General features: G+C 71.7%; 17 protein-coding genes and 1 pseudogene. 14 read left to right on the top strand and 4 right to left on the bottom strand.

The genetic code is table 11. From position 1 onward, the window contains the following. Positions 1-53 precede the first annotated feature (53 nt). The 6 genes from ITP53_RS01020 to ITP53_RS01045 all read left to right on the top strand — a co-directional run bounded on the left by ITP53_RS01020 (position 54) and on the right by ITP53_RS01045 (position 6,278). The gene (locus ITP53_RS01020; protein WP_195893337.1) at positions 54-1,043 is read left to right on the top strand and encodes a LacI family DNA-binding transcriptional regulator; all 990 of its coding nucleotides are present in this window, start codon (positions 54-56) and stop codon (positions 1,041-1,043) included. A 90-nt stretch (positions 1,044-1,133) separates the two neighbouring features. Next, positions 1,134-1,886 (top strand): sugar isomerase domain-containing protein, encoded by a 753-nt coding sequence (locus ITP53_RS01025; RefSeq protein WP_195893338.1) that lies wholly within the window; start codon positions 1,134-1,136, stop codon positions 1,884-1,886. Positions 1,887-1,978: 92 nt separating this feature from the next. Further along, positions 1,979-3,235, top strand: coding sequence for a neutral/alkaline non-lysosomal ceramidase N-terminal domain-containing protein (locus tag ITP53_RS01030; RefSeq protein WP_195893339.1), 1,257 nt, complete (start codon positions 1,979-1,981; stop codon positions 3,233-3,235). Next, positions 3,232-4,356 carry an N-acetylglucosamine-6-phosphate deacetylase gene (locus tag ITP53_RS01035; RefSeq protein ID WP_207755388.1) on the top strand — a complete coding sequence of 375 codons (1,125 nt, stop codon included), beginning with the start codon at positions 3,232-3,234 and terminating at the stop codon, positions 4,354-4,356. The genes ITP53_RS01030 and ITP53_RS01035 overlap by 4 nt, the downstream gene beginning before the upstream one ends. Before the next feature lie 35 nt (positions 4,357-4,391). Further along, on the top strand, positions 4,392-5,888 hold the full coding sequence (locus ITP53_RS01040) for a sodium:solute symporter family protein (protein ID WP_195893340.1): 1,497 nt from the start codon (positions 4,392-4,394) through the stop codon (positions 5,886-5,888). Between the two features lie 138 nt (positions 5,889-6,026). Beyond that, positions 6,027-6,278, top strand: coding sequence for a hypothetical protein (locus ITP53_RS01045; protein ID WP_195893341.1), 252 nt, complete (start codon positions 6,027-6,029; stop codon positions 6,276-6,278). A gap of 54 nt (positions 6,279-6,332) precedes the next feature. On the opposite strand, the gene ITP53_RS01050 is transcribed toward ITP53_RS01045, so the two are convergent. Next, positions 6,333-7,304, bottom strand: coding sequence for a helix-turn-helix transcriptional regulator (locus ITP53_RS01050; protein ID WP_195893342.1), 972 nt, complete (start codon positions 7,302-7,304; stop codon positions 6,333-6,335). Positions 7,305-7,441: 137 nt separating this feature from the next. Here ITP53_RS01050 and ITP53_RS01055 point away from each other — a divergent pair, with 137 nt between their 5' ends. Together ITP53_RS01055 and ITP53_RS01060 are read left to right on the top strand one after the other, a co-directional pair. Continuing rightward, on the top strand, positions 7,442-8,602 hold the full coding sequence (locus ITP53_RS01055; protein ID WP_195893343.1) for an epoxide hydrolase family protein: 1,161 nt from the start codon (positions 7,442-7,444) through the stop codon (positions 8,600-8,602). Between the two features lie 34 nt (positions 8,603-8,636). Then, entirely contained in the window at positions 8,637-9,167 is a 531-nt protein-coding gene (locus ITP53_RS01060; protein WP_195893344.1) for a hypothetical protein, read from the top strand. A 29-nt stretch (positions 9,168-9,196) separates the two neighbouring features. Here ITP53_RS01060 and ITP53_RS60895 read toward each other — a convergent pair. After that, positions 9,197-9,457, bottom strand: a pseudogene (locus ITP53_RS60895) (hypothetical protein); the annotation flags it as partial. A gap of 129 nt (positions 9,458-9,586) precedes the next feature. Further along, the gene (locus tag ITP53_RS01065) at positions 9,587-10,198 is read right to left on the bottom strand and encodes a methyltransferase domain-containing protein (RefSeq protein WP_195893345.1); all 612 of its coding nucleotides are present in this window, start codon (positions 10,196-10,198) and stop codon (positions 9,587-9,589) included. Between the two features lie 355 nt (positions 10,199-10,553). On the opposite strand from ITP53_RS01065, the gene ITP53_RS01070 reads away from it, so the two are divergent. From ITP53_RS01070 to ITP53_RS01095, 6 genes are all read left to right on the top strand, one after another. Further along, a complete protein-coding gene (locus ITP53_RS01070; RefSeq protein WP_195893346.1) occupies positions 10,554-11,219 on the top strand; it encodes a glycosyltransferase family 2 protein in 666 nt (221 codons plus the stop codon). Further along, positions 11,216-11,866: a TIGR04282 family arsenosugar biosynthesis glycosyltransferase gene (locus tag ITP53_RS01075; protein ID WP_328813608.1), complete on the top strand. Its 651-nt coding sequence runs from the start codon at positions 11,216-11,218 to the stop codon at positions 11,864-11,866. Before ITP53_RS01070 ends, ITP53_RS01075 begins: the two co-directional genes overlap by 4 nt. A gap of 53 nt (positions 11,867-11,919) precedes the next feature. Further along, positions 11,920-12,897, top strand: a complete 978-nt coding sequence (locus tag ITP53_RS01080; protein ID WP_456238089.1) for an NAD-dependent epimerase/dehydratase family protein — start codon at positions 11,920-11,922, stop codon at positions 12,895-12,897. Positions 12,898-12,987: 90 nt separating this feature from the next. Then, a complete protein-coding gene (locus ITP53_RS01085) occupies positions 12,988-14,400 on the top strand; it encodes a glycosyltransferase family 87 protein (protein WP_207755389.1) in 1,413 nt (470 codons plus the stop codon). Between the two features lie 171 nt (positions 14,401-14,571). Then, positions 14,572-15,843 carry a molybdopterin-dependent oxidoreductase gene (locus tag ITP53_RS01090; protein ID WP_236050254.1) on the top strand — a complete coding sequence of 424 codons (1,272 nt, stop codon included), beginning with the start codon at positions 14,572-14,574 and terminating at the stop codon, positions 15,841-15,843. Beyond that, positions 15,840-16,337, top strand: a complete 498-nt coding sequence (locus tag ITP53_RS01095; RefSeq protein ID WP_195893348.1) for a hypothetical protein — start codon at positions 15,840-15,842, stop codon at positions 16,335-16,337. The genes ITP53_RS01090 and ITP53_RS01095 overlap by 4 nt, the downstream gene beginning before the upstream one ends. A gap of 9 nt (positions 16,338-16,346) precedes the next feature. Here the strand turns inward: ITP53_RS01095 and ITP53_RS01100 are convergent, their stop codons facing one another. Beyond that, entirely contained in the window at positions 16,347-17,321 is a 975-nt protein-coding gene (locus ITP53_RS01100) for a zinc-binding alcohol dehydrogenase family protein (RefSeq protein ID WP_195893349.1), read from the bottom strand. Positions 17,322-17,349: the final 28 nt, after the last annotated feature.

Below are 17,349 nucleotides of genomic sequence, written 5' to 3' on the forward strand. Positions count from 1 at the left end.
TGTCTTCGCTAGAGTACTCCGGTCAAACCGAGCACAATGCCGAGGAGCGCGGTGTGAGCAAGCCGACGATCTACTCCATCGCCCAGCGGTGCGGGGTCTCCGCCGCGACCGTGTCGCGGGCCTTCAACCGCCCGGAGCTGGTCAGCGCGCCGGTCAGGGAGCAGATCATGGCCGCCGCCCGCGAGCTCGGCTACCAGCCGAGCTCGGCCGCGCGCGGCCTGGTCACGGGCAGGGCCGAGATGATCGGGCTGATCGTCCCCGACATCACCAACCCGTTCTTCCCGCTGCTCGTGCGGGCGATCCAGCGTGCGGCCGAGCGGATGGGCAGCTCGGTCATGCTGGTCGACGCGGAGGAGAGCGCGGCGGCGGAGGTGGCGCACGTCGCCCGGCTCCGCAGCAGGGTGGACGGGGTGATCGTGGCCTCGCCCCGCTCGTCGTCGGCGGCGCTGCGCGAGGCCGCGAGAGGGCTTCCCTGCGTCCTGCTCAACCGCCCGCTGCGCGACCTCTCCTCGGTGATCTGCGACAACACCAGCGCGCTCTTCGACGCGGGCGAGCATCTCCACAAGCACGGTCACCGCTCGTTCGCGCTGCTCGCCGGGCCGAGTGCGTCGTGGGCCGCGGCCCGGCGCTCGCAGGCGATCCGCAGGTGGGCGCGGGGGCGCGAGGTCGAGCTCACGGAGCTCGGGCCGTTCCGCGCGACGTTCAAGGGCGGCAGGCAGGCCGGCGCCGCGCTGCTCGGGACCACCGCCACCGCCGCGTTCGCCTTCGACGACCTCACCGCGTGCGGGGTGCTCGCGGAACTGGCCGGGCGCGGCGTCGCCGTGCCAGGCGAACGCAGCGTCGTGGGTTGCGACGACGTGCTTCTCGCACGGACCGTGACGCCCCACCTGACCACGGTGACCGCGCCGATGGACGACCTCGGCGCCACCGCTGTACGGGTCCTGACCAGGCAGATCGAGACGCCGGGCGGCGATCGTGAGCACGTCGGGCTGCCCGGCGTCTTCGTCGCGCGCGACTCCACGGGACCGCGGTCCGCCTCTTGACCGAGATGGGGTCATCGTCTTAAATGCCTGCAATCGCTTTCATCGGTCACGAGGAGTCCGCAGGTGCAAAACGGACGGCACGCATCGCTCATGCGTACGTACGCCGAGCAAGTCGTGAGCCTGATCGGCCGGATCGAGACCGAGGAGACCGACGCCATCGGGGCGGCGGCGACGCTCATCGCCGACCACCTCACCCGGCACGGGGCGGACCGGCTGATCTACGTGTACGGCCCTGGAGGGCACTCCAACCTCGCCGCGCAGGAGGTGTTCTTCCGCGCCGGCGGCCTCGTCAACGTCAGCGCGATCCTCGACGAGGGCACGCTGCTGTCCGGCGGCGCGCTGCGCTCGATGGCGATCGAACGCACCCCCGGTTACGGCCGTGTCGTCATCGAGGACAACAGGCTCGGCGCGGGGGACCTGCTCATCCTGGTCAACGCGTACGGCATCAACGCCGCACTCATCGACGCCGCGCTGACCGCCCGCGAGCACGGCGTCACCGTCATCGGCGTCTCCTCCAGGGAACACGCCGACCGGACCGCGCCCGGCCACCCCGCCAGGCACCCCACCAAGCGGAACCTGCACGACCTCGCCGACCTGCACATCGACACGAAGGTGCCGATCGGCGACGCCGTACTCGAGATCGAGGGGGTGCCCGAGCGGGTCGGCGCGATCTCGACGTTCGCCAACGCGTACACGCTCAACTGCGTCATGGCGGCGGCGATCGCCGAGCTGGCCGGGCGCGGCACGGTTCCCGAGATCTGGCGCAGCGGGAACGCGCCGGGCGGCGACGAGCGCAACGCGCTCTTCCTCGACCGCTTCCGCGGGCGGATCCGATGGCTGTGACCGGCGCGGGTCCGAGGGCGCTGACCCGGGCGGATTCGACGGCTGTGGCCGGGGCGGATCCGAGGGCCGTGACCAGGGAAGATCCGAGGGCTGTGGCCAGCGGAGGGGAGCAGTTGCTCGCGGGGGCCGCGGTCGCCGACATCACGCCGCGGACCGGCGGCTCGCTCGCCGGTTACGCCGCCAGGGTCTCCGCGTCCACCGCGGTGCACGACCCGCTGCTGGCCACCGCTGTGGCGGTCTCCGACGGCGTGACCACCTCCATCGTGATCTCCGCCGACCTCATCGCGCTCGACCCGGACACCACCCGGCGGATCGCCGGCGACGTGCGCGAGCGCACCGGGGTCCCGGAGGAACGGGTGGCCGTGGCGGTGACGCACACGCACGCGGGGCCCGCGGTGACCAGGGGCGGCATCGGCGGCGTCGCCGATCCCCGATACGTCGGGCACGCCTGCTCGCGGATCGCCGGCGCCGCCGCCACCGCGCTCGACGCGCTGACGCCCGCCGTGCTCCGCCGCGGCTGCGGCACGCTCCACGGCGTCGCGCACAACCGGCGCGGCGGGACCCTCACCGACCCGGCGGTCCCCGTCGTACGGCTGGAGCGCGAGAACGGCGAGCCCATCGCCACCGTGTTCTCCCACGCCTGCCACCCGGTGACGCTCGGCCCCGGCAACCTCCAGGTCACCGCGGACTGGCCCGGCTACGCCCGGCGGCACCTGGAGTCCAGGATCGGGGGAGTGGCCGTGTTCCTCCAGGGCTGCTGCGGCCAGCTCAACACCGGGCACACCGCGCTCGACAGCCTGCGCGGCACCGAGCCACAACCGGGCAGGACCTTCCAGGCCGCGGAGCGGATCGGCACCTCGGTGGCCGAGGCCGCGTACGGCGCCGCCACGGAACCGGTCGCCGGGCCCGTGTCGGTGGCCGCCACCCGCGTCGAGCTGCCGCTCGGCGATCCGCTCACGCCGGGCGAGCTGCGCGTGCTCGCGGACGAACCCGGCGGCATCTGGGTGGAGTGGGCGCTGGCCCAGCTCGCCGACCCCGGTCCCGCCGCGGTCGAGGTCCAGGTCGCCGTGCACCGGTGGGGCGGCGTGCCGCTGGTCTTCCTCCCCTGCGAGCCCTTCGTCGAGTTCGCCGTGGAGCTGCGGGCCGCGCTCGGCGATCCCGGGCTGCTCGTCGCCGGTTACACGGGCGGGGTGCCCGGCTACCTGCCCTACCCGGAGACGCACTACGCCGCGGGCGGGTACGAGATCCGCGAGGCCCATCGGGCGTACGGGCTGCGCGCCGCGTTCACGCCCGCCGCCGGCCGCCTGGTCATGGCGGCGGCCAGGGCACTCGCCGGGGAGGCGGCGTGACGATCGAGGGCAGGCTCGCGGACGGGAGGCCCGTACGCGTCGAGGTGGACGGACCGCGGATCGCCGCGATCACCGAGATCCGTGACGCGCCCGGCGCGCTCATCCTCCCCGGCCTGGTCGACATCCAGGTCAACGGGTACGCCGGCCGCGACTTCAACGCGGACGACCTCTCCACCGGCGACGTGGCCGAGCTGGTACGCGAGCTGTGGAAGCGCGGCACCACGACGCTGTGCCCCACGATCATCACGGCGCCGGAAGACAAGATCATCAGAAACCTGCGCGTGATCGCGGCGGCGCGGGAGGCCGATCCGCTGGTCAGGCAGGCCATACCCGCCGTGCATGTGGAGGGGCCCTACCTGGCGCCCGAGGACGGGCCGCGGGGCGCGCACGACGCCGAGCACCTGCGCGATCCCGACCTCGCCGAGTTCGGGCGCTGGCAGGAGGCGAGCGGCGGGCTCGTGAAGATCGTCACGCTGGCTCCCGAGCGGGCGGGCGCCGTCGGCTACATCGCCGAGCTCTCCCGGCGGAACGTCGTCGCGTCCATCGGGCACACCGCGGCGGCGCCCGCCGACGTCGAGGCGGCCGTACGCGCGGGTGCGCGGCTCTCCACCCACCTGGGCAACGGAGCCCACGCGTTGATCCGCAGGCATCCCAACTACATCTGGGCGCAGCTGGCCGAGGACAGGCTCGCCGCGACGTTCATCGCGGACGGGCACCACCTGCCCGCCGACACGTTCACCGCGATGCTCCGTGCCAAGGGGACCGGCCGCGCGCTGCTGGTCAGCGATTCCGTCGCGCTGGCCGGCTGCGCTCCAGGCGACTACACGACCCCGGTCGGCGGCCGGATCACGGTGCGCGAGGACGGCCGGGTGACGCTGCCCGGCGGTGACCTGCTCGCCGGTTCAGGAAGCTCGCTGATCGAGTGCCTCGCCTGGGCGGTCACGCGTACCGAGGTCGATCTCGCCACCGCGGTGGGCCTGGCCGCGGCGAACCCGGCCCGGCTGCTCGGAACCGCCCGCGGCCGCGTCGAACCCGGCGCGTCCGCCGACCTGATCGTCACCACCCCCGACCTGTCCGTCCTGCGCACCTTCGTGAACGGGGTGCCCGTCCACAGCGCCTGACCTGCACCGCTCCCCACCCCCACCTGGGAGATCTCATGGGTTTTCTCGACTGGCTAGTGATCTGCGGCTACTTCGTGGTGATGATCGCGATCGGCGTCTGGGCGAAGTCCCGCATCCGCGACGCCAGGGACTTCTTCACCGCCGGGGGCAGGATGCCCTGGTGGCTGTCCGGTATCTCCCACCACATGTCGGGCTACAGCTCGGCGGTCTTCGTCGGCTACGCCGCCATCGCCTACACCGCCGGTTTCACCCTGTACGTCTGGTGGGCGATCGGCATCACGTTCGCGATGCTGGTCGGGGCGTTCCTGTTCGCGCCGCGCTGGCCCCGGCTGCGGCAGCGGCTCGGGATCATCTCGCCGCTGGAATATCTCGCGACCCGCTACAACGTGCCTGCGCAGCAGGTGCTCGCGTGGAGCGGCACCGCGCTCAAGGTCTTCGACGTGGGCGCCAAGTGGGCGGCGACCGCGCTGCTGCTCCAGGTGTTCGCGGGTGTGCCGATCGCCTGGGGCGTGCTGCTCACCGGAGGGGTCACGCTGATCTACTCGACGATCGGCGGGCTGTGGGCCGACGCGCTCACCGACCTCGGCCAGTTCGTCATCCAGCTCGTCGCGGGGATCACGCTGTTCGTCGCGGTGCTCGCCCAGCTCGGTGGCGTGTCCGCGATCTGGACGCTGTGGGACCGGCTTCCGGAGGGACACGGCCAGCCGTTCAACGGCACGTACACCATGGGTTTCGTCCTGGTCTACCTGCTGATCAACACGCTTTCCTACAACGGCGGGACCTGGAACCTCGCCCAGCGTTTCATCGCGGCGCCGACCGGGGATTCGGCCAGGCGCGCGGCACTGTTCTCCGCGGGCCTCTACCTCTTCTGGCCGCTCGTGCTGTTCTTCCCGATGTGGGCCGCGCCGGTCCTGCTGCCCAACCTGGCCGAGCCGGACCAGTCCTACGCACTGCTGACCCAGCAGCTGCTGCCCGGCGGGCTGATCGGCCTCGTGCTCGCCGGGATGTTCGCGCACACGATGGCGATGACCTCCTCCGACGCCAACGCGATCTCCTCGGTCGTGATCAGGGACATCGTCCCCGCGGTCTGGAAGCGGGCACAGCGGCTGTCGTCCAGGTCCGAGCTGCTGGCCGGCCGGGTCTCCACGTTCCTGTTCATCGCGCTGTCGATGGGCATCGCGCTCGGCGCGGACAGCTTCGGGGGCGTGCTCGGCCTGCTGATCCTCTGGTTCGGCGCGCTGGTCGGTCCGATCGCCATCCCGATGCTGCTCGGCATGCTGCCGATGTTCCGCCGCTGCGGTCCCGCGGCCGCGATCGCCTCCTGGGCGACCGGGCTCGTGGTCTTCGCGCTGCTGAAGTACGTCTTCCCCGGTCAGGGCCAGACCGTGGAGGTGGCCGCCCCGGTCCTGTCCGCGCTGGTGGTGTTCGTGCTCGTCGGCCTCGTCGCTCCGGTACGCGACGCCGAGGCCGACGCGCTCATCGACTCGCTGAACGCCGAGCAGCCCGAGGCCGCGCAGGCCGGCAACGGCTGATCCGCGCGAGGACGAGCATGGCCGGCGGGGCGTGAACCGGGAGCGCGCCGCGTGACATGGCGGTTCACACGCCGCAGTGGAAAGATCGCTGAAGGTTCCGTAGCGTGGTGGCCCGCGGTGGCTGCGTGCGAGCGGACGGTGAGACTGTGGAGTCAGGCGCGGAACTGCGCGGCGCCGGTGACACCGGACGGCGCCCAACTGATCGCCGGCTGCGCCGACGGGACCATCACCATGTGGACTTCGGCGGCGCGGATGGCGCGCCGGACCCCACCTGGTGAGCTGGACCGGGCCGGTCTCCGCGAGCTCGTTCCCGCCGGACAGGACGACGGCGACGGCTGGTCCGCGATGATCGCCGCCCTCGCGCGCCGGCAGCGCGGGCGTGACCGTTGATCGCACGTTCGCCGGCCGCGGTGCGCTCGCCCCGACCGGCCTCCGCGCCACCGGCTACGCCGTCCTCTCGCACGTGCCGGCGCGGATGGCGCGGGCAGCCACCGCCCGCAGGTACGCCCGCAGCTCCTGCGGCTCGTGCACCTCGAACTCGCAGCCGAGCATGAGCAGCCGCGAGGCCAGCCACTCCAGGGTGTCGGCGCGCCCGTGCAGGCGGCAACTGCGTTCGTCGATCGGCTGGACGTCGCCCGCGGCGGTGCCGAGCCGTCGCGCCACCTGGTCGGCAGGCAGCCGCAGGGTCGCCACCACCTCGTAGGTGGGTGCCAGTGAGTACAGCTTGCCGGTGACGAAGGCGGCCGCGTCCTGCTCGGGCGGCTCGCGGGGCGGGATCCGCACGCCGGTTCGCCGCGGATCGCCGATCCTGTCGACGCGGAAGGTCCGCCAGTCATCGCGATCATTGTCGTAGGCCAGTAGGTACCAGCGGCGCGCGGCCGCCACCAGACGGTACGGCTCGACCAGGCGTCTGGTCTCGCTCCCGTCACCCGCCTGGTAGGCGAACCGCAGGCGTTCGCGGCCCGCGACCGCGCCGGCGAGCACCGTCAGGTTACCCGGATCGACGCCGGGCCCGTTCCCGCCCAGCATCGGAACCAGGGCCGCGGCCAGCGCGGCGACCCGGTGCCGCAGGCGGGACGGCAGCACCTGCTCCAGCTTGGCCAGGGCCCGTACGGACGCCTCCTCGATGCCGTCCACCGGGGTCGCCGCCGCGGTGCGCAGGCCGACCGCGATGGCCACCGCCTCCTCGTCGTCCAGCAGCAACGGCGGCATGGCCGTACCCGCCGCGAGCCGGTAGCCGCCCACCGCCCCCATCGCCGCCCGCACCGGATAACCCAGCTCGCGTAGCCGGCCGATGTCGCGGCGGATCGTACGGCGGCTGACCCGCAGGCGCTCGGCCAGCTCACTGCCTGGCCAGTCGCGCGGAGTCTGCAGCAGGGACAGCAGCGTGAGCAGTCTTGCGGGGGTGTCGCTCATGGATCCATCATCCCGGCCATGTGGGACAGGAACTGACCTACATGGCTCCTAGCCTCGATCAGGTCACCGCGACGCGACCACCCGGGCCTGCCCGGGGACGACGTGGCGGGGCACCGCGTAACCCACCGAGGAGAGTCATGAGCACCGAGGTCCGTCCGTTCCGCATCGACATCCCCCAGGCTGACCTGGACGAGCTGCGCCACCGGCTGGCCCGCACCCGATGGCCCCGGCCGCTGCCCGGCGAGGAGTGGAGCCGGGGCGTCCCCGACGGCTACCTCAAGGACTTGAGCGAATACTGGCGCGACGGCTACGACTGGCGCGGGCACGAGGCGCGACTGAACGAGTTTCCGCAGTTCATGACCGAGATCGACGGTCAGGACATCCACTTCCTGCACGTGCGTTCCCCCGAGCCGGGCGCCCTGCCGCTCATCCTCACCCACGGCTGGCCGAACTCCTTCGTGGAGTTCACCGGCCTCATCGGCCCCCTCACCGATCCCCGCGCGTACGGCGGCGACCCGTCCCAGGCGTTCCACGTCGTCGTGCCGTCGCTGCCCGGGTTCGGATTCTCGGCGCCGCCGCGCGAAACCGGCTGGAACGCCACGCGCGTGGCACGGATCTGGGCGGAGCTGATGCGCCGCCTCGGATACGACCGCTACGGCACCCAGGGCGGTGACTTCGGGGCGTACGTCGCCCCGGAAGTAGCCAAGGTCGCCCCGGATCACGTGATCGGCGTCTATGTCATCAGCGGGCTCGGCTTCCCCACCCCGGACGACGTTCCGGAGATGACCGACGACGAGCGGGCGGCGTACGCGCAGCTCCAGAAGCAGGACTGGATGAGCGGCGTGGACCATCATGGGCTGCTGCGCGCGGCGCCCCAGACCTTCGCCTACGGGTGGCACGACTCCCCGGTCGCCGCGCTGGCCTGGATGACGCAGAAGTTCAAGGAGTTCACCGTCGCCGCGAAGCCGCCGGAGCAGGTGATCGATCGCGACCTGATCCTCACCAACGTGAGCCTCTACTGGCTCACCGGGACGCTGGGAACCTCCTCCTGGCCCTACTACGACAGCACGGGCTCCGGCTGGCCGGAGGGTCAGACGGCGGCGCCGACCGGCGTGTACAGCGGGCCGCCGGGAATCCGCCGGCTCGCCGAACGGCACAACACCATCCTGCACTGGCCGCAGGACAATCCGGGCGGCCACCACTTCGTCGCCATGGAGCAGCCCGGCCACGTCGCCGCCGACATCCGCGAGTTCTTCGCCAAGGTCCGCCGAACCACGCCGACGACATCCGGCGCGTGACCTGAACGATGCTCGCGCGCGCCACACTCGGAGGATGCCGTCACGTCTTCTGCTCGCGCTTCTGGCGCTGATCGTGCTGTCCGGCTGCGGCTCCGGCTCGGCGCTGAGCCAGGCGGTGATCGACCAGGCCACCCGGCAGGGCGTGGCGCCCGACCTGATGTACGTCGTGGACCTGCCCGGATACGAACTGGCCGAGCAGTCGGTGGGCGCGGTGAACGAGGAGGGGTTCGGCGCCTTCTACACCGCGCCCGACGGCAGGCAGGTGGAGATGCGGGTCGATCGGGGGCCGTACACGTGTGCGGGCACGTGCCGGCGGGACGGCGACGGCTGGTACACCGAGCACGAGGGCCGGCAGGAGTACGTCGCGGTGCGCGCCGGCCACTACGTGCGGCTGGCCTGCCCGGCCGGGCAGGTGGACCGGGCCGTGCTGAAGAAGGCCGCGGAGGGCGCCCGGCAGGCCGTCGGCGACGGGACGCCCAGTCCTCCGCCGAGCCCGGTCGAGCGCGGCGACCTGCCCGAGAACGGCGACGGCGCCCCGATCCAGCCCACCGGCCCCGGCGGCTGACGCTGCACGGAGTCGGTGTGCACGAAGACCAGGTCGTCCTTGCTCCAGTCGTAGCGCTGGTCGTCGTGGATCTCGTAGCCCCTGCCCTCGAGGATGTAGAAGGCGGCCTCGTTCTGGTGCCCGTGCCCGTGATTCGACGACTCAGGGGGGAGCTCCACGAAGTGCACCTGGATCGTCTGGGTGAGGAAGTCCTCATCACCCGGACCGATCCGCCACCAGGTCCGGCTCTTCGCGCTGTCGCCCGAGTGCCCGACCTTCGCGTCGTCCACGACGACGCTGTCGTCACGCACCCGCTCGACTGCCAATTGGCGGCTCCGGAACGCTCCGAGACCGTACGTCTGCGAGGTCAGTCCGAGTACGAACAACGGTGGCAGTGGCGAGATCCTCGACGGCGCAGGCCCGCGAGACCACCGGGCGAGTCATGAGAGGGACGCGAACCATCGCCCCGCCGCGTTCCAGCGTTCGACGGCAGGGAACCCGGATCGCTCGGCGAGGGGGGCGATGTCGTCGGCCGAGACGGTCGCCCAGCTGAACCAGTCGCCGGCCCGCCCGGCCTGGCGCAGCCGTACGCTGTGCACCCTGCTCTGCGATCCGGGCGGGGAGAGCTCGGCGATCACCGTTCCGCCGGGCCTGACCAGCTCGCGCAGGCGCCGGAGGAGGGCCGCCGGGTCGCCGCCGATGCCGATGTTGCCGTCGGCCAGGAGCGCCTCGGCCCACCGTCCTGTTCCAGGAAGGGGCTCGAAGACACACCTGCGCAGCGCCAGGCCGCCCGCGCGGCGGGTCAGCTCGACGGCCAGGGGCGTGATGTCGATGCCCAGGACCGGAATCCCCATCCGGGTGAGCGCCACGGTCAGCCTTCCAGGTCCAGAACCGACGTCGAGAGTGGGCCCGCCACATCGGGCCAGAACGTGCTCGTCGCCCTCGTTGTGCCGGAGCCAGCGCTCGGCGGAGAGCGGCCGCACCCGGCCGTCCGCATATTCGACGTCTACGTCTTCCCCCTTCAGAGAATCCTCGTAGAAAGCGCCCATCATGCGGCTTTTCCGCAGCAGAAGGCGATGGGAAGAAGGGTTGCCCGAACGTTCGGGCCACTACGGCTGATCATGCTGGGACATTGCCCGCAACAGGTCGGTGCCGATCCCTGGGGAACCGTTACGGACGCGCGGCTATGACCGTCTTGGTAAAACGCCGCCATAACGTCTTCAGCGGAAAGTCAAATCTGGTGGAGCGGGACGAGTTACCTGCCTGCCGGGGGCGCGGGATCCGGCGGCCTGAACCGCGGTGTCCTTCCCTGCACCGTATCTCCGTGGACCTGAACTGGTCATTTTTCGGAAAGACATCATTCCTTCCTCAGGGGAGGGGGCGCCGGCGCCGCGTTAGCGTCGGCCCATGGAGATCGACGTGGTGCTGCCCTGCCTGAATGAGGAGGCAGCCCTGCCCTGGGTGCTCGGGCGGATGCCGTCCGGCTTCCGCCCGATCGTGGTCGACAACGGATCGACCGACGGATCCGCGAAGGTCGCGGCCGGACTCGGGGCGAGGGTGGTGAGCGAGCCCCTGCCCGGATTCGGTGCCGCGTGCCACGCGGGGCTGACGGCCGCGACGGCGGACGTGGTGTGCGTCATGGACGCCGACGCGTCGCTCGATCCCGAGCAGTTGCCGCGGGTCGCGGGACCGGTCCTGGCGGGTGCGGCCGATCTGGTGCTCGGTCGCCGGGTTCTTCGGCCCGGCGCCTCCTGGCCGCTGCACGCCCGGCTCGGCAACGCCGTGCTGGCTCGGAAGCTGCGCCGTCGCACCGGCGCCGGCCTGCACGATCTGGGGCCGATGCGGGCGTGCGGACGTGCCGCCCTGCTGGGGCTGGAATTGGCGGACCGGCGGTTCGGCTACCCCCTGGAGATGGTGCTGCGCGCCGGTGCGGCGGGTTGGCGGATCGCCGAGGTCGAGGTCGACTATCTGGCCCGTACGGGGCGGTCGAAGGTGACCGGTACGGTGCGCGGCACCCTACGGGCGATCGGCGACATGCGCCGGGTCATGGCCGGGAAGGGCGGCACGGCGTGAGGCCGGACCACGACACCGGCGCGCAGATCCTGGTGATGGCCAAGGAGCCCGTACCGGGAAAGGTGAAGACCCGTCTGACCCCGCCCTGCACTCCGCGCGAGGCCGCGGCACTGGCCGGCGCCGCGATGGAGGACACGCTTCTGACGGTCGCCCGGGTTCCGGCGGCCCGCGGCGTGATCGTGCTCGACGGCGCTCCGGGAGCGTGGCTTCCCGCCGGGTTCACGGTCCTTCCGCAGCGCGGCGGCGGTCTGGACGAACGGCTCGCCGCCGCCTTCGACGACGCCCACCGCCTGTCGCCCGGCCCGATCGTGCTCATCGGCATGGACACCCCGCAGGTCTCCGCCGGCATGCTGGCCGACGCCGTGTCCCTCCTCGGCACCCACGACGCGGTGTTCGGCCCCGCGACGGACGGCGGGTTCTGGCTGCTCGGGCTGCGCGCCCCCGACCCCGGCCTGCTGCTCGGCGTGCCGATGTCCGAACCGACCACGGGAGAGATCCAGCTGAACAGACTGAGAGAGGCCGATTTGAGCGTCGCCCGCATGCCTTGCCTTACCGATGTGGACACCATGGCGGACGCGGTCGAGGTGGCGGCGCTGGCTCCGCGGTCACGTTTCGCGGCCGCGCTCGCCGGAACGGCGGTGTGGTGATGACCGCCCCTCGACAGCCTCGACAGCCTCGACAGGCTCGACAGGCGAAGGTGCTGGTCACCGGTGCCGCCGGGTTCATCGGGAGCCATGTGACGGAGGCGCTGGAGGCGGCCGGACACGAGGTGGTCCGTCTCGACATCAGGACCGGCGACGATGTGCGCGATGCCGCCGCGCTCGACCGGTCGATGGCGGGTGCCGACGTCGTGGTGCACCAGGCGGCCAAGGTCGGGCTCGGCGTGAACGTGGCGGACCTGCCGGACTACGCCTCGGTCAACGTGTACGGCACCGCCGTGCTGCTCGCCGCGATGGCGCGGCACGCGGTCGGGCGGCTGGTGCTGGCCTCGTCGATGGTGGTCTATGGCGAGGGCGCCTACGACTGTCCGCGGCATGGCCGGGTGCGGCCCGCGCAACGTTCCGCCGCCGCTCTCGCGCGCGGGCTCTTCGAGCCTCGGTGCCCCCGGTGCGACGCGGAGGTGGTCTGCGTCCCCATCGACGAGGACGCGCCGGCGGACCCGCGGAACGCGTACGCCACCAGCAAGCTGGCGCAGGAGCATCTGGCCGCCAACTGGGCGCGGGAGACCGGCGGTACGGCCGTCGCCTTGCGGTACCACAACGTGTACGGGCCCAGGATGCCCAGGGACACGCCGTACTCCGGGGTCGCCGCGATCTTCCGGTCCGCGCTGGAGGCCGGGCGCGCCCCCAGGGTGTTCGAGGACGGCGGGCAGTTGCGGGATTTCGTTCACGTCCGCGATGTCGCCCGCGCGAACGTCGCCGCCCTCGCCGGCGGCCGGCCGGGCGTGCTGGCCGCGTACAACGTCGCAAGCGGGGAGCCGCGCAGCGTCGGCGACATGGCCGTGGCATTGGCCACGCAGCGTGGCGGCCCGGAGCCGGTGACGACGGGGGAGTACCGGCTGGGCGATGTCCGTCACATCGTGGCCGCGCCGCACAGGGCCGGTGCGGAGCTCGGCTTCCATGCCCGGATCGGTTTCGACGAGGGGATGAAGGAGTTCGCCACCGCGCCACTGGCCTGACCGCCGGCACCGACGGCCGTGCCACGGCACCGTCCACTGGACCTCCAAGACGACCCACGCCACGGGGATGACCATGAATTTTCGCCAAGCGTGACCCGCCGCGCGGTGGGGACGGCCGTCCTGCTGGCCGCCCTGGTCTGCACGCTCGCGCGGGCGGTCGGCAAGGACGCCGCCCACATCGATCGCCTCGGCCTGTTCTGGCCGTACATGCTCGCGTGGGTGTTCTTCGGCGTGGCGGTGTGGGCCGTCCACGGGCTGCCGAGGCGTCAGGCGATGTGCTTGATGATCGCCGGCGGGATCGCCGTGACCGCCACCGGCCTCCTCGCGGCGCCCACCACCAGCACCGACTCCTACCGCTACGCCTGGGACGGACGTGTCCAGGCCGCGGGCGTCTCGCCCTACGATCACGCCCCGGCCGAGGCCGCGCTGGCCCCGCTGCGCGACCGCTGGCTCTTCCCCAGCGGCACCGGCTGCGGGGGGCCCGATCGTTATCCGATCCCCTCCGCCGGCGGGGCCACGTCGTGCACGCGGATCAACCGTCCCGGCGTGCACACGATCTACCCGCCCCTGGCCGAGGCGTACTTCCTCCTGGTGCACGGGCTCTCGCCCGAAGGAGCGCGGCACAAGCCGCTGCAGATCGGTGGTGCCCTCCTGGCACTCGCGACGTCGGCCGTGCTGCTGATCGCGCTCAGCGGACGGGCCGGCTTCCGGGACCGGGCTCCGGCGTACACGGCCTGCTACGCGTGGTGTCCCGCCGTCCCGCTCGAACTGGTGAACAACGCCCACGTCGACGCGCTCGGGGTCCTGCTCACCGTCATCGCCCTGGCCGTCACGAACAGACACAGGGTCCTCGGCGGCGCGCTGCTCGGCGCGGCGACCGCTGTCAAGCTGCTGCCCGCCGTCACCGTGCCCGGAGCGCTCTCCGGGATCCTGGCCGCAGGCGGAAAGACACCGGCGCGCCGGATGCTCGACGCCCTGGCCATCCTCGGAGCCGTCACTCTCGTCGTGGCGCTCGCCTACCTGCCGTACGTTCTGGCCTCGCGCGGCTCGGTCCTCGGCTACTTCTCCGGCTACGTGGACGAGGAGGGTTACGGCGAGGCCGGAAGCAAGGACCGCTACGCGTTGCTGCGGCTGGTTCTTCCCGACTCGTGGGCGTTGTCCACGGCCCTCCTCATCCTCGGGATCGCGGTCCTCCACGTGCTCCGCCACGGTGACGCGGACCGGCCATGGCGCGGCGCCCTGGTGGTGACCGGGGTCGCGTTGCTCGTGTTCACGCCCGGCTATTCCTGGTACGCCGTGCTGGTCGTCGCGCTGGTCGCCCTTGACGGCCGGTGGGAGTGGCTCGGCGTCCCGTTGGCGAGCGGCGCGGCGTACCTGGGCGCCGGCGCCGTTTCCGGGACCGTCGCCTATGCCCTCGCCGCGCTGGTGGTGACAGGGGGGTTCGTCGCGCGTGCACGGATTCGTTCGTCGCCGGCGCGGATCTACGGAAGGTCGTCTCTCTGAATCCGCCGAGCAGCCGGACATTGCCGAATACGTACTGGGGCGTTTGCTTTGGAAAGAGCGTTTCCGGTAAGGACAACAAGCGGCTGACATTGGATTCGGGGGGAGTCAGTGCCGGATGCGTCACGTGGCCGTGAGGGCACATCCGCTAGGACAGGCCGCCTGGCGGCATGGTTGCGGGAAGGGCCCGCCGGGCCTTTCCGGCCGGAGTTCTGGCGTAGCCCGCTGCGTGGCCCCTGGCTGACCTCGGTGCTCGGGCTGGTCCTGCTCGCCGGGATCACCGTCGTCGTGATCACCGGGCTGTTGTCGTACGCCGCTTACGAGCCTCGGCTGCCGGGCAACGACATGACCCCTGGCAAGGGCCTGCTGGGCTTCTACCTGTTCGACTGGCCCACGGACCCGGTCTGGATGTACCGGGTCACCCAGGGGGCGCACGTCATCGGTGGGCTGACGCTGGTGCCGATATTGCTGGCCAAGCTGTGGTCGGTCATCCCCAAGCTGTTCTCCTGGCCGCCCGCCCGCTCCGTGGCCCAGGCCGTCGAGCGGGCCAGCCTGCTGCTCCTGGTCGGCGGCGCGGTATTCCAGTTCGCTACCGGGATCCTCAACGTCCAGCTCTTCTACGTCTTCCCGTTCTCCTTCTACCCGGCCCACTTCTACGGCGCATGGATCTTCCTGGCCGCTTTCGTCGTACACGTGGCCATCAAGCTGCCCCGCGTCATCGACACCCTGCGGACGCAGGGCCTGCGCGACCACCTGCGCACCTCCTTGGCGGACACCCGCCCGGAGCCTCCCGACCCCGACGGCCTGGTCGCCACCGACCCGGCACCCGCCACGATGTCCAGGCGCGGCCTGCTGGCCTTCGCGGGCGGTGGCTCGCTGATCATGTTCGGCCTGTCGGCCGGCCAGTGCCTCGACGGGCCGTTGCGGCGTACCGCGTTGCTCGCTCCCCACGGGCGCGACTACGGCACGGGCCCCAACGACTTCCAGGTCAACAAGACGGCGGCGGGCCTCGGCGTCACGCCGGCCCGAACCGGTGAGTCCTGGCGGCTGACACTCATCGGACCGCATCGGCTGGAACTCTCCCGCGCGGACCTGCTGGCGATGCCGCTGCACACCTACGCCCTGCCGATCGCCTGCGTGGAAGGCTGGTCGACCCAGCAGACCTGGACTGGTGTACGGCTGGCCGACCTCGCCCGCCTCGCCGGGATCCGGACCGGCTCGACTGGTGTCACGGCCAGGTCCCTGCAACGCTGGGGCTATTTCGGTCAGGCCTCGCTCCGCGCCGCGCAGGTCGCCGACCCGCGCTCGCTGCTGGCGCTACGGGTCAACGGCGCCGACCTGTCCCTCGATCACGGATACCCCGCGCGGGTCATCGTCCCCAACGCCCCCGGGGTGCACAACACGAAATGGGTGCGCGAGCTCGACTTCACCCAGGAGAGGTCATGAACGGCCGGAGCCGGTGGGCAAGGGCCTACGGCGCCTCGCCGTGGCACCTGCTCGCACTCGCCCTCTGTTTCCTGGTCGCCGGTTACGCTGCCACCCGGGTGGTCGAAGCGGGAATCTGGCTGGGGTTTCTGGGGTGGTTCTTCGGGGCCGTCATCATCCACGATCTGGTGCTGTTTCCTCTTTACTCCGCTGCCGACTTCGCCGCCGGGTCCGTCACCGCCCATGCCCGTCGCCGCAGTCGCAGACCTGCTCGGTACCGGCGGCGGTCGGCTCCGATCAACTACCTGCGCGTGCCGGCCGTGTTCTCCGGCCTGCTGCTGCTCGTGTGGTTCCCGCTCATCCTGCGCCGCGCCGAACCCAACTACAGGGCAGCGGTCGGGCTGAGCACCCTTCCATACCTCACCCGATGGATCCTGATCACCCTTGTGCTCTTCGCCGCCTCAGCACTGCTCTACGTGCTGCGACGCCTGGCCGCCGGGCGGATCGGCCGCTGAGCGCCCGGTTCAGTCGTGGACGACCACCATCTTGCCGCCGGCTTCCCCGGCCTCCATCACGCGATGGGCCTCCCTGATCTCCTCGAAGGCGAACACCCGCGAGGGTTTGCCCCGCAGGCGGCCGGCCGCCACTTTGTCGGCGATGGCCTGGAGCGGCACGTCGGACAGCGGGAAGCCGGGCGTGCCGAAGACGAAGCTGGCGAAGAAGGTGAGATGGACGCCACTGGCCATCTGCGACAGCGGGTTGAAGTCGGGTATCGGGTCGAGCCCGCCGAGCCATCCGGCCAGGCAGGCCCGTCCGCCCCGGCGCAGTATCGCCAGGGAGTCCAGGATGGTGCTGTTGCCCACCAGGTCGAGCACGGCGTCCAGTTGTTTGGCCTCGGCGATCCGCAGGTGGAGATCAGGCCCCTCCAGTTCGCCGCGCTCCGCGCCGAGGTCTTCCAGCAAAGCGAAGCGGTCGCGGTCGCGGGTGGTGCCGATGACGCGCACGCCGGCGTCGACCGCGAGGTTGATCGCCGCCTGCCCGAAGGAGGAGGTCGCGCCCCGGATGAGCAGGGTCTGCCCTGGGGCGATCTCCAGATTGCGGAACAGGCAGGTCCACGCGGTGGCGTAGGTTTCCGGGATGGCGGCCAGGTCGGCCCAGGGCAGGCCGGACTCGATGAGTGCCACGTTCGACGCGGGCGCCCGGGTGTACTCGGCGTAGCTGCCGTTGATCGTGCGCCCGAGGCCGCCCATCAGGGCGGCGACCTTTGCTCCGAGGGGGAACTCGCCGCCGGGGCAGGCGTGGACGAGGCCGACGCACTCGATGCCGCTCACCGGCGCGGCCTCCGCCCATTCGCCCCTGCGCATGTGCATCTCGGCGTGGTTGAGGCCGAACGCCTTCACCTCGATGACGACTTGGCCCACCTCGGGCTCGGGCTTCGGTAGGTCCCGGTACACCAGGCACTCCGGCCCGCCGAACCTCTCGATCACGATGGCACGCATGGCGGCCCCTCCAGACAAAGGTCGAGCG

The sequence above is a fragment of the Nonomuraea cypriaca genome, assembly GCF_015645445.1.
GTDB classification, from domain to species: Bacteria; Actinomycetota; Actinomycetes; order Streptosporangiales; family Streptosporangiaceae; genus Nonomuraea; species Nonomuraea cypriaca.